Source organism: Pseudomonas sp. FSL R10-2964, from assembly GCF_009600035.1.
In the GTDB taxonomy this organism is placed as follows: Bacteria; Pseudomonadota; Gammaproteobacteria; order Pseudomonadales; family Pseudomonadaceae; genus Aquipseudomonas; species Aquipseudomonas bubulae.
In genome coordinates, this window is record NZ_WIWH01000044.1 from 1 (window position 1) to 13,068 (window position 13,068).

Sequence of the window (13,068 nt, forward strand, 5' to 3'; positions counted from 1 at the left end):
CGCTGGTTGCTCATGGCACCTCCTAATGGGCCTCATTTTAAGGCTTGGAGGTGTCTACGAAACTAGGGGCGATTCAGATAGTTGCATCCGGGGCCTCCAGAAACCCCAGGCTCACCGTGGGATCTCCCTCGACAACCAACAGATCAGCCAATGCACCTGCTTCTATCTGGCCAATTTTACCGGGATATGGATTGCGGGCTCCCGACAGCCCCAACAGTTCCCCATTCATCTTTGTTGCCATGTTCACGACGTCGTGTGCAGCGTAAAACCGGGTCAACTTTGCAAGCTGTCTTCCCTGAGTGGATGTCTTTTGCGGATTAAATAAAACATCAGTCCCCCAGGCCGTTTTTATATTGAAGCGCTGAGCAAACTCATAGGCTCTCGCGGTGCCCTCAGCCACCACGCGCTGGCGCTCACGCCGTACAGGATCAGGATAAACATTAGCATCTTCATCTTGCAAAAAAGGCTGAAGACTCCACCAGATATCGTTGTCTGCCATCATGCGCGCGGTTTCTTCATCCGCCAGTTGGCCATGCTCGATCGATTTCACACCGGCGCGAATGGCACGCTGGATACTTCTGGGCGTGTACGCATGCACCATCACATAGGTGCCCCAATCGGCAGCGGCTTCAACCGCCATTCTTAATTCTGACTCCAGAAACTGGGTGCTATCGAGATGGTCATACGTAGACGCAACGCCGCCACCGGCCATCAATTTTAGCTGTGATGCCCCAAGCATAAGCTGTTCTCTGGCCCGTCTGAGCACTTCGGCATCGCCATCAGCTATGGCTGCAGCACCCAGTTGCTCAGTCACGCTCAGTGGTCTGAGTGAGCTGCGGGGAATCTCTGATCGCATCCTGAAATCACCGTGGCCAGAGGTCTGTGAAATCATTGCGCCGGAAGGATAAATACGAGGCCCTGCAATAACACCCTCATCAATGGCACGCTTCAATGCGAACGAAGGTCCTCCAGGATCGCGAACCGTCGTAAAGCCGCGCATCAAGGTGCTTTCTGCTTCGCGGGCGGCGACTAAATGGATATAGCCCGGGTCTGCGCTCATCGCGTCAAGTTGTGTGATGCCCGCTAACGTAGTGTGCCAGTGGGCATCAATCAATCCCGGCATCACCACTCTTCGCCCGCAATCGATAACCACGGCGCCTTCAACCTCTGTATTGGCGGGTAGCAGTGAGTCGATCACGCCATCCTTGATCAGGATGCAGACGTTATCGTCAAGCACAGCGCTACCGTTGAATAAGCGAAGATTCTTGAGCAACAGCGTGCTCGCGCTGGATTCAGCGTTTGTACCTTGTCCTGAGGCAGTCGATGCGCGCACTGCAGAAAGTTGTGCACCTTTGGGTTTGATACCGCTATAGACATCACGTCGAGACAGATCAAGCATCATTCTCGCGTGAAAGTCCTGTATATCCGGCGAGCTACAGGTGCACAGGTAATGTACTTCACGTTCAACATGATGACTGGGTGTAAAACGCGTATTGGACCTGGCAGATTTAAGCCTCATATCGAACGTTCCGTAAGCATTTTCAGGAACAGAGACTATAGATCGAATTAAAAACGCTGATCGAGGGGAAAGCTCGAGAACATTTATCGTTTGTATCCCCGGTGCAGGTACACAGAGACAGGAAGCGCGGCACTGTCGCTTTCCTTTCAACCAGGCCGTGCAATACCGTGGTGTCGCAATTTGCGATAGAGCGTATTTCGGCTAATCCCCAGGCGGGCTGCAACATGGGCGATATACCAATGTTCTGCCTCGATCAATGCCAGTAGCGTCTGCCGTTCGGATACGCCAAGCGGATCTTCGGCCAACGCGACTGGCACTGCTACTGCCGGCAGCAACTCCGCCAAATCGTCCAGAGTGACACGCCCCTCCAATGACAACGCTACTAGCGTGCGCAGGCACGTACGCAGCTGCCGGACATTGCCCGGCCAGGGTTGCTTCAGCAAGCGCTCTCTGACGCCGGCCTCCAGCCGGATTCTTGTACCTTTTGTCTCTTCGAGCAGCAGAAGGTCGAGCACACTGCCCTTGTCTGATCGTTCACGCAACGGTGGGAGCTGCACGGTGAACCCGGCAATGCGATAAAACAGATCTTCGCGAAAGCGCCCCCCGACCACACCGGCGTTCAGATCCTGGTGACTGGCACTGATAAGGCGTACGTCGAGGGGACGTGCTGTCGCGCCACCTAGCGGCATCACCTGACGCTCCTCCAGCACTCGCAGCAGTCGGGTCTGAAGCGCCAGGGGCATATCGGCGATTTCATCGAGAAATAGAATGCCGCCATGGGCCTGCTCAAGTTTACCGACCATCCCGTCCTTGCGTGCGCCGGTGAAGCTGCCACCACGATAGCCGAACAGCTCGCTTTCGATCAGCGTTTCCGGAATGGCCGCGCAATTGATCGCCACAAACGGCTGGCCCGCTCTGGAGCTGGCACGATGCAGCGCTGCCGCAAAAGCTTCTTTGCCGGTACCGGTTTCGCCCTGTAAAAATACGGGAACGTCTCGCTCCAAAACCCGTAATGCGCGGGCAAAGCCGCGTTGCAGACGCGGGTCTTCCAGGCATACATGCACGTCGTTGATGATGGGCGCTGGCGGCGTTAGCAAAGGCGATCGGTGCACGGGTTCCCGCAACTGTCCGTAGATCAGGCGCCCGTCCACCAGCCGCATTGGCCAACAGACACTCGTCTGAGCGCTGGCCTGACTCATTATCTGATCCACAGGTGTTTCCAGCAGCATTGTCAGAGGCTGCCCAACCACCTGGTCACGGCTGAGGCCCAGCAGATCCAGCGCAGCATGATTGATTGAACAGATACGGGCACTCTCGTCGAAACTGAGCAGACCTTCACCCAGCAGCCCGACGAAACCAGCCTCAGGGTGCAAGCGCAGCAAGTAGCGATGCGGGTCATGCCCCAGGAAAAACGAGCTCTCGATCAGCCTGGCTGACAAGCTGGTCAATGCCATGGCCTGGAAGTGTTGCTGAAGGCTGTGGTCATCCCTCACGGATGAAAGGTTGAGTACGGCTAGCAGCTCTCCACTCGCATCGAATATCGGGCTCGCCGAGCAGGTAAGTCCGACGTGCTTGCCACGGAAATGCTCATCACGGCGGATGGTGACGTGCTGTCGCTCGACCAGGCAGGTACCGACACCGTTGGTGCCCTCACAATCTTCACTCCATACCGAGCCGAGCCACAACCCGGAACGCTGAACCTCTGCTCGCTCGGATTCGTTGAACACGCTGTCGATGGCCACCCCCCGTGCATCGGTGAGTAGTACCACATGGCCGTCACGCCCGAGTTGTTGGTGCAAGTTGCTCATCTGCCAATGCGCCACGGCGATGATGTGCTCCAGTGGCGCGCGGTGATCCTGCAAGCGTGGATGCTCAACCACGTTAGGTGCGCGGCGACTGGCAGGGTCGAGCTGATACTGGTCCAGGCAGCGGCGCCAGGAGCGTGTAATGGCCAGGTCAGCACCAGGGCTGTGGCTGGCGACAGTGCCCTGCACGGCTTGTAGCACTTGTTGTGCATGGGCGTTGATCAAGGCCGGCTTCATTATTCTTGTTCTCCGTTACGGTCAGGACACGGGTCTGTTGGCAGCTTATATGAAAAGATTGCAACGAGCGCTTTTTGCACCGGGTGACACTCTGTCATCAGCATTTCCAGAAACGTGACAGAGATCCGGATCAAGATCTGAGCCGTAATGCCGCAACGGCTCTGCAACGGGGTTTTGATAGAGATGGCCCGGGCCTTGCTCTGGGTAAGTTGTTACTAAAACAACAAGATCGGGAGAAGCCCCATGAACATCGCTGTCGAAACCCCCCTGCACACGCCTACGGCTCAGCTTGCCGCTTGGGTCGAGAGCCTCAACGAACGTCTCGCCCAGCGTGATCTGGACGGCACGCTGGCATTGTTTGCCAGCGAGTGTCACTGGCGCGACCTGCTGCTTTTCAGTTGGAACCTGGTGACCCTGGAAGGCAAACCTGCCATTCGCGACCTGCTTGAAACACGCCTCGACCAGACTCGCCCCGAGCGGTGGAAAGTGGAAGGTGAAGCGGCGCTGAATAACGGTGTGCTCGAAGGCTGGATCAGCCTGGAAACACAAGCGGCGCGGGGTAAAGGCTATGTGCGGCTGAAGGATGGTTTGTGCTGGACGCTGCTGACGGCCATGCGCGAGCTCAAAGGTTTTGAAGAACCCAGTGGTCGCCGTCGTCCGATGGGTGCCAGTCATGGTCACGCCCACGCTGACAAGCGCAACTGGCTGGAGCGCCGCCGCGATGAAGAAGCATCGCTGGGGATCACCACTCAACCCTATTGCCTGATCGTGGGCGGCGGTCAGGGGGGGCTGGGGCTCGCTGCGCGGCTCAAGCGAATGGGCGTGCCTACCCTGATCATCGACAAGGCTGACCGACCCGGCGATCAGTGGCGTGGACGTTACAAGTCGCTGTGTCTGCACGACCCTGTCTGGTACGACCATATGCCTTACCTGCCCTTCCCCGATCATTGGCCGGTTTTCACCCCAAAAGACCAGATTGGCGACTGGCTGGAAATGTACAGCAAAGTCATGGAGCTCAATTACTGGCCGCGTACGGAATGCGTGAGCGCCAGCTTTGACGAGCAAAGTGGCACCTGGAAGGTTGAAGTACAGCGTGATGGCGAACCTGTGACGCTACAACCGACCCAGTTGATTCTCGCCACCGGCATGTCTGGCGTACCCAATGTGCCACGTTATCCGGGAGCCGAGGTTTTCAATGGCCAGCAGTATCATTCCAGCCGCCATCTCGGTGGCGACGCCTGGAGCGGCAAGCGCGCGGTGGTCATCGGTGCGAACAATTCGGCTCACGACATCTGCGCCGACCTGGTGGAGAACGGCGCCGAGGTGACCATGGTGCAGCGCTCCAGTACCCACATCGTGCGTTCCGACAGTCTGATGGAGCTGGTCTTCGGCGGGCTCTACTCGGAAGACGCCCTGGAGACGGGTTTGACCACGGACAAGGCCGACATGCTGTTCGCCTCGATCCCGTACAAGGTGATGCCAGGCTTTCATCAACCCATCTTTGCGGCGATCAAGGAGCGTGACAAGGACTTCTACGAGCGCCTGGCCAAGGCTGGTTTCATGCTCGATTTCGGTGACGATGAGTCTGGCCTTTTCATGAAGTATGTACGCCGTGGTTCGGGTTACTACATCGATGTCGGCGCCAGCGAACTGATCGCTAACGGCACGATCAAGCTCAAGAGCGCACCTGGCCTTGGTGTCGAATGTATCGAAGCCGATGCCGTCGTACTCAACGATGGCAGCCGCCTACCGGCAGATCTGATCGTCTACGCCACAGGCTATGGCTCAATGAATGGTTGGGCGGCAAAGCTGATTTCCCAGGAAGTAGCTGACAAAGTCGGGCGCTGCTGGGGCCTGGGTTCTGGCACCACGAATGATCCTGGCCCTTACGAGGGCGAACTGCGCAACATGTGGAAGCCGACACAGCAGGAAAACCTCTGGTTCCACGGTGGCAACCTGCATCAGTCGCGGCATTATTCGCTGTATCTGGCGCTGCAGCTAAAAGCGCGCTTCGAAGGGATCAATACCTCCGTCTACGGCCTTGCAAAGAGTCACCACACGGGCTGATTCAAATGGCGCCCAGCTGTGGTTGGGCGCCTTTGCACAATATTCCGGATACATTCCGGGCTAAAAGCTGCAGGCGTTCGAGTACAATGTGTTTCCTATCAATCGCTTAAGCTGTCCAATGAAAAAACTGTTTTCTGTAGTAGCGCTGACCCTCTCGGTAATTACCCCCGCCTTTTCAAGCCCTCCATCGACATTTTCCGAAGCAAAGGTCATCGCAAAGCAGAAGATCTACCTCGACCAAGCGAACAGTGCCATGGGCGAGCTGTATTGCGGCTGCAAATGGACATGGGTAGGCAAGTCGGGGGGCCGTATTGATGCGGAGTCTTGCGGCCTTCAAACCAGGAAACAACAGAGTCGCGCGCAACGCACTGAATGGGAACACATTGTTCCTGCCTGGACATTCGGTAACCAACGTCAATGCTGGAAGAACGGTGGTCGAGAACATTGTGTGGATGATGATCCCGTATTCCGGGCGATGGAAGCCGATCTGTTCAACCTCTACCCCTCTGTTGGCGAGGTGAACGGCGACCGTAGTAATTTCAACTACGGCATGGCCACCGGGGTAGCGCCGCAATATGGGCAATGCAAGACGCGGGTTGATTTCAATCAACGTGCTGCGGAGCCGCGTGACGAGGTCAAAGGCCTGGTCGCGAGGACAACTTTTTACATGTTCGACAGATATAAACTGAACATGTCTCGTCAGCAGCAACAGCTACTGATGGCCTGGGACAAGCAATATCCGGTTTCGCCCTGGGAGAAAGAGCGAGATCGCCGCATTGCAGCAATCATGGGGCACTCCAATCCTTTCGTAACCGGTGATCGTCGCTGGACGCAAGGGTACAAGACCGTCGGTGAGGGGGTAGTCGGTGCCATTCCTGCTCAACCCACTCGTGTACCCGCACAGCCGATCCTGGCGAGCGCGAGTGGCGTGAGTTCGATCATTGGTAACCGCAAAAGCCAGCTTTACCACCTCTCGATGGGGTGCCCTGGTTATGGCCAGGTGTCAGCGAAAAACCAAGTAACCTTTGACTCCGAATCTGAGGCTCAGGCAGCAGGATATCGAAAGGCAGGCAACTGCAAATAGTTGCTTTCGGTGAATACCGGGCTATCGAAGCACTCTATGGATCTGCGAAATCACCTGCATCGTTGCGTCTTCGATGGTTCCTTCATTACGGCATAAAACCCAGCCGTGATCTGCAATCGCCCGCTCGAACGCCTGGGTACAGGCAACATGTTCTTCCAGCTTATGGATCACCGTACTGTTCAGCCCTCGCGAGCGGGCCGCTGCCCTCGCCCATGAAATATCAGGGTCGGTGACAACCCCGACATGCAGGTCCGGGACTTGCACGTTTCGATCAATGTTCAACTGCAGAATCTCTGCAAACGGGATTATCCGGCGAAATGCGGCATCAGAGGGGTACCAGCGATCAATCAGGATGATGCTGTCGGGTGGCTGCTTAGCCAATACGTGCCGGGATATCCAGGTACGGCTGTCAGCAAGGCGTTCACAAACCCGCAACTCTAATTCCCGGCCGGGATTTCTGACGAGTTTGTTGACGAGGGCCATTGTTTCACCTCGATAGGGATCGCTTTTTTTCTCGCAAAGCCGGATCACCTTTTTGTTGTCTGCCCTCAGAGCTTTGGTGACGGCCTCCAGCAGTGTGGTTTTTCCAGCGCCCTTGGGCCCATCCAGAGAAACAAACAGCGCACGGTTCATTCTTCACTTAACAATTGATTCATTGATGAGCACTCTAACCTGAATAGGTACCAACGGGCCTGAAAATTACAGGCTTACAGCCGCTGCAGCCAAAGCCGCCAACCAGCAATCATCGCGTTTCACACCGCCACCACCACCCGCTCGACCGCAACACCCTCCCCATCCAAGCGTCGGGCCAGCAAACAGGTGAACGCCAGTACCGGAATCACGGCACAGGCAGCGGCTATCCACAACAGCATCGTGTAACCCTGACCCACCAGTTGCCCGGCCAGTGCCGGCCCGGCCATGGAGCTCAAGGCAAACGCGCCGGGGATCAGCATGATCGAGCGGCCACTACGGTCCAGCCGTGCAATTGCTGCTGTCTGATAAACGCAGCCCCAGGTGAAACCTACTTCCCAGATCCATGCGCCCGCGGCATACATCACAAAGCCTTCGGCATTGCCCAGCAACAACAGCCCGGTGCCCAGCACCAGCATGACGATGAGATGCGGCACGCGTACGCCCAGGCGGTCACCGACCGCGGCCAGAGTTAGTGCTGCGGCCCCTCCCAGCAGTTTCAATACGGCAAAAACGATACCCAGTTCGCCCGGTTGCAGTGCCAGGCCATGGCCCAGTCGCTCCAGGAAAGCCCACAGGCCGATTTGCCCGGCGCCGAACAGGAAGAAAAACCCCAGCGCGGCATAAGCCGCTGGCGGTAATTGAAAACGTGACAACACCGAACCATCCCGCGGTGGTGTGTCTCTTCCGATAAAGTCCTCGCGCCTGGGCAATGCCAGGGCACTGAGGCTCAGCAGCAGGATGATCGCTGCGAGCATTACTACGGCACCGGTGTAGTGGAAATACGCGATGACCAGCGAAGGCAGCGCGAATAACACGGCTGCCACCAACCCCAATTCAATGCCCAGGCGCAAGCCCAGGGCGCGCTCTTTGTTGGCCATTTCGCCCATGATACGCATGCCCAGGCAGGTCATGAGTGCGGCAAAAAAGCCAATCAGCGCCCACAACGGCAACTGCGCCGTGGCGGGCAGCCATGACGTCATCCAGTACGCTGCAGCCGCGCCAGTGGCGCAGCCCAGCGTCAGCCAGCGCCAGTTCAAACGGTCGATCAGCACGACGGCCATCAGGGTGCCCAGCAGGTAGCCGGCAAAACAAACGGCACCCAGCAGGCCGACCCGTTCGACACTGAAGCCCAGGCTGTCAACCATCGAGCCAAGCAGGATCGGCAAGGTATTGAACGGCAAGCCGCCAATGGTCGAGGCGAAGCTGGCGGCCAGCATGATCGCCATTGTCTTGCGGCCACTCATGTTCATTGCGCGTTCCTGCCCGGAGTTGATCAGCGATGGTCGACGGTGATGATTTCACTGCGCCCGGCAGTCGATGCCGGCACGCTGTCTTCGTCCATAAAGAACTGGGCGTACCAGTCGCGCAGTTGATAGACCGGACCATCACCTTCAGCCAGCACCGGTTTGTCGACCCGGATCTTGTGCTGCCAGATCACCACGTCCTGATAGAAAGCATCGCGATTACGCAGCACATAATCCTGGGCCAGCGCCCTGCTCTGCTCTTCGCTCCAGCCCGGGATCTTTTTCACCATGCAACCAAAACGCAGCTCGAAACTGTTGGCGTCGATCGGGACGTGGCAGTTGAGCAGGATCGAGTGAATTTCCATGCCCTCGAACACTGCGCGCATGCGGGTAAAATGCGTCGCCGGGCCGTAATAGGCAGACTCGGCAACCAGGTCCCCGCCCAGCCGGTCCGAGTCGCCGTGGAAAATCTGCTGGGCAATATGGCCTTCGAAAATATTCGCGAAGTACTTGGTCGGCGTGCCATGCACCGGGCCGAAGTGCTGGGCGTCCGCGAGGTTGTCGACCAGTTCCCGGGGATTGGTCTCAATGACCAGTTTGTCCATGTGCCAGTCATGCAGCCATTCATCGCTGTCCTGCTCCGGCAAATGCGGGATCACCACATTGTCTGCCGGGGCCTTGCCCTCAGGGTTGTTCCACACGAACAGCAGGTTGTTTTCTTCACAGGTCAACCAGCGGCGGGTTTTGGCCTTGGGCGGGATGCGCTTGCAATATGGAATCTCGACGCACTTGCCACTGGCGTCGTATTGCCAATGGTGAAAGGGGCACACAACCCGGTCGTTTTCCAGGGTGCCTTGTGACAGATCGGCGCCCATGTGCGGGCAATGGGCATCGATCACGCTGATCTCGCCACTGGCCGTGGCAAACGCCAGCAAGCGTGTGCCGAAAATATTCAGTGTATGGAGCTGGCCATCACGGTAGTCGGCCGCATCACCCAGGCAATGCCAGCCCCGGCCAAAGCGAGGTGCCAGAATACTGTCAACATTGATTGCAGCGAGTTTGGTCATTGTTATTGTCCTCGTGTGAAAATCCCCGATCCTATGCCCGCTGGATTTTCACCGAACCCGCTGCCGTCCTCATCCTCCGCATGGACTAACAATGCCTGCTTTCAGGCACTGTTTTGCGTCAATCCGGTTTTTTTCTGCTGGCCTTGGCGCCGGGCAATAACGCCAGCCCTGGCTTGCCCAGGGCAACCACACTGTTGAGGATGATGCGCACCAGTTCGGTCTGGCGGCGCACACCGGTCTTCGAGAAAATCGAGCGCAGGTGTGCCCTTGCAGTATTACGACGCACATTCAACGCCTCGGCGGCTTCTTCCAGGGACAGGCCATTGGCCAGTTCCATCGCCAGGGCGGTTTCAGCCCGGGTCAGGTTGAACAGCTGCTTGGTCAGGGTTTCGCTGGCCATGGACCGTCCTGCAGCGTCGCGGATGTATACCACCACCCCTGGGGTGCCTTTGCCCTCGGCCCAGTCCTGGGTCGCAATGGCCTCGACCACCACCCCCAGGTTGATCTGCCCCGAGGGCCTGGAGACTGACATGGCTTCAGCCTGCGTGCCTTCCTGCACATTGCCGGTGTCACGGGTAAAGGCGTTGCGGACCAGGCGCTGCAGTTCGCGATTGTCGCTGGGGTAAGTCGCCTCAAGGTGTCCGCCAACCAGTTTGAGGCCGTCTGCCTGCTCCAGCAGTTCGCTGGCCATCGGGTTCAGGCTCAGGACCTTGCCCTGTTGATCCAGCACAATGGTGGCCACCGACAGGCGACTGATCGCCTGCGAGTACAGCTCGGTCATCGACTCGCTGCGGTCGATCAGGTTGTGCACATGCATGGCACGGCGCAAATGCGGTATGAACATGCCACACAGGCTGCGTTCACTGGCACTGAAGTTGGGCGCGGATTTTGGCCGGGTAATGCGAAAGCGCAGCTTGCCGCCATCAGGCGTGGAAATATCGGCAGCCATGATGTGGTAGGTGTCGTGCACGGTGCCATAGGTCTTGAAGTAAGCCGAGCGGGTCCACTGTTCCTCACTCATCAGGTCGTCGACAGTGAACACCCGGTCCATTGGCGGGTTGTTGAATGGCGTGAGCGCTTGTGGGTAGGCCCAGTAACTCACCTCGCCTTCGCGCTCAATGTCACCCACTACGATCATCAGGCCCAGGTCAGGTTGCTCGGGGACGCGCAAGATCAGGATGACATAGTTGGCCTGGTACAGATTGCGCACATGGCGCAGGGTCTTGGCCATCAGCCTGGGCTCCAGCGAGCCGTCGTAAAACTCGCCGATAAGGCTGTCATACTCGGTCAGGTTCAAGCCCATGTCTGCCAGGGTCTGAACACTCAAGCCGCTATTATCCATCGCCCTCTCCTCACGGGACACCGCCTGGGCCCTGCCCGTTGTTATTGTTATGTCGTGCCTGACTGAGGTTTACCGACAGTCGCTGTAAACGGTATGCGGGGCATCGTGCAGAAGACCTGCCCCGCAGGCCGACCGGTCACTGGCTGGTGTCCCCGACAAAAGCGGCCAGGCCAATGCGCTCCAGCACCTGTGCGCTGTACGGCACATAGCTGCGGCTGCTGTCATCACGGATAAACAGCGGGTCGCTGAATGCTGCAGGGGCATAGCCCTGACGTTGCAGGTCGACCTTGCGCAACTTGAAGGTACTGGTCAGGTCAGCCGCTGCCGATACCCGTACGAACACCGGGGCGGCGTAACGCGGCAAGCGCGTTTCGGTCAATGCATAGAACGCCTGCGGGTCGAAGCGGCGGCCCGGCTGCATCAACACCGCCGCCATACCGGCGCGCCCCTCCTGCTCGGGTACTTGCACGCCATAAATGTTGATCAGCTCAAGGCCTTCGAAGTCGCCCAGCGCAGCCGCCACCTCAAGGGTGGAAACGTTTTCACTTTTCCAGCGGAAAGTGTCGCCAATGCGGTCGATAAAATACAGGTAGCCGTCCTTGTCAAAACGCAGCAGGTCACCTGAACTCCAGTAGGCATCGCCCTGGCTGAACACATTGCGACGAATCTTGCTGGCAGTCGCCTCGGCTGAGGTATAACCCTCGAAACGCCCGCCGCCGATGTCGGGATGGTTGATGATAAAACCCAGGGCCTCACCCACCTCGCCCGCCTCGCACAGCTGGTAGAAGCCATTTTCGTCCCGTGGGTGGCTGTCGGTTTCAACGTCATAGCGCACCAGGCGCAAGTTGCTCTTCTCCCAGTACGGCACACGGCCGCAAGCCCCCAGATAATTGTCGACATTGACCACATTGGTGTTGGACTCGGTGGAGCCCCAGCCTTCAAACACTTGGATCGGCCCGAAACGGCGCAGCCAGTTCTGCCAGCTTTCGCGGGTCAACCCGGCGCCGAGCATGCAGCGCAGACCGTGGTCACGTTCACCGGCCACCTCGGGCTGGTTGAGCAGATAGCGGCAGATTTCACCGATGTACTGGAACACGCTCACATGATGCTTGCGCACATCGTTCCAGAACTCACGGACACTGAATTTGCGCCGTACCACAATGGTTGCACCGGTTTTCAGCGCGGTGGACGTCACGGACGTGGCGGCTGCACCGTGATACAGCGGCAAGCAGCAGTAAAACACGTCATGGGCGGTGGTTTGCAGGGTGATTTCCATGATGTCACCGGTCGACATCCAGCGCATATGGCTATAACGCGCCGCTTTCGGCAGGCCGGTGGTGCCCGAGGTAAAGATCAGCAGGCACGGGCTCTCGGCTCTCAGGTCGGCGCGCACATCACGAGGGAATGGCATGGCGGGGGCTGTGGCCAGTGCTTGAGCCAGTCCGGTATCGACCTGTGACGGCATGGCCCCGGTCCATGGCTGCTCGGTATCCGCTACCAGCCATAAGGGCAGCGGTGGCAAGCCTTGAGTGGCAAGCACATTGCCCAGCACCTCTTCGCCGACCAGCATGGCCTTGGCATCGATCGCCTGCAGCGCGTGCACCAGTGGCCGGCCGCTGACCTGGGTATTGACGAAACCCGCCACCACGCCGAGCTTGGCCAGGGCGAACCAGCAACAGAAAAACTCCGGGCGGTTCTCCATCGCCAGGGCGCAGACATCACCCGGACGCAGGCCGCGGGCATACAGGACATGGGCCAAACGGTCGGCGCGGGCATTGATCAGGGCGAAACTGAGACGCTGTTCGCCATAAATGATAAAGGGCCGTTCGCCGTGACGCTGCGCCTGCTCTTCGAGGCGATCGGCAAGGGTGTAGCGATCGGCCGGTTTGATCCGGGCACTGGCGGCGGCCCGCAAATCGAGAATTGCCTGCGTCTGCTCCCGTGGCACAACTGCGCGTTCGGCACTGGACAGCAGGGTTGCGTTGTTGAAATCGTTCATCCTTATCTCCG

At 58.2% G+C, this 13,068-nt stretch carries 9 protein-coding genes; 2 read left to right on the top strand and 7 right to left on the bottom strand.

The genetic code is table 11. From position 1 onward, the window contains the following. Positions 1-73: 73 nt before the first annotated feature. A complete protein-coding gene (locus GHN92_RS20560) occupies positions 74-1,402 on the bottom strand; it encodes an amidohydrolase family protein (protein ID WP_153381005.1) in 1,329 nt (442 codons plus the stop codon). A 263-nt stretch (positions 1,403-1,665) separates the two neighbouring features. Further along, a complete protein-coding gene (locus GHN92_RS20565) occupies positions 1,666-3,561 on the bottom strand; it encodes a sigma-54-dependent Fis family transcriptional regulator (RefSeq protein WP_153381007.1) in 1,896 nt (631 codons plus the stop codon). 243 nt (positions 3,562-3,804) lie between these two features. On the opposite strand from GHN92_RS20565, the gene GHN92_RS20570 reads away from it, so the two are divergent. Both GHN92_RS20570 and GHN92_RS20575 read left to right on the top strand, forming a co-directional pair. Then, entirely contained in the window at positions 3,805-5,628 is a 1,824-nt protein-coding gene (locus GHN92_RS20570; RefSeq protein WP_133144619.1) for an NAD(P)/FAD-dependent oxidoreductase, read from the top strand. Between the two features lie 118 nt (positions 5,629-5,746). Continuing rightward, positions 5,747-6,712 (top strand): endonuclease, encoded by a 966-nt coding sequence (locus GHN92_RS20575; RefSeq protein ID WP_095038801.1) that lies wholly within the window; start codon positions 5,747-5,749, stop codon positions 6,710-6,712. Positions 6,713-6,733: 21 nt separating this feature from the next. On the opposite strand, the gene GHN92_RS20580 is transcribed toward GHN92_RS20575, so the two are convergent. The 5 genes from GHN92_RS20580 to GHN92_RS20600 form a co-directional block, all read right to left on the bottom strand. Continuing rightward, the gene (locus GHN92_RS20580; protein ID WP_095019163.1) at positions 6,734-7,345 is read right to left on the bottom strand and encodes a dTMP kinase; all 612 of its coding nucleotides are present in this window, start codon (positions 7,343-7,345) and stop codon (positions 6,734-6,736) included. A 119-nt stretch (positions 7,346-7,464) separates the two neighbouring features. Continuing rightward, a complete protein-coding gene (locus GHN92_RS20585) occupies positions 7,465-8,655 on the bottom strand; it encodes an MFS transporter (RefSeq protein WP_095000228.1) in 1,191 nt (396 codons plus the stop codon). 23 nt (positions 8,656-8,678) lie between these two features. After that, a complete protein-coding gene (locus GHN92_RS20590; RefSeq protein ID WP_095000229.1) occupies positions 8,679-9,716 on the bottom strand; it encodes a Rieske 2Fe-2S domain-containing protein in 1,038 nt (345 codons plus the stop codon). A gap of 118 nt (positions 9,717-9,834) precedes the next feature. Next, positions 9,835-11,058 (bottom strand): helix-turn-helix transcriptional regulator, encoded by a 1,224-nt coding sequence (locus GHN92_RS20595; protein ID WP_153381009.1) that lies wholly within the window; start codon positions 11,056-11,058, stop codon positions 9,835-9,837. A 136-nt stretch (positions 11,059-11,194) separates the two neighbouring features. Next, positions 11,195-13,057, bottom strand: a complete 1,863-nt coding sequence (locus GHN92_RS20600) for a long-chain-acyl-CoA synthetase (RefSeq protein WP_153381011.1) — start codon at positions 13,055-13,057, stop codon at positions 11,195-11,197. Positions 13,058-13,068: the final 11 nt, after the last annotated feature.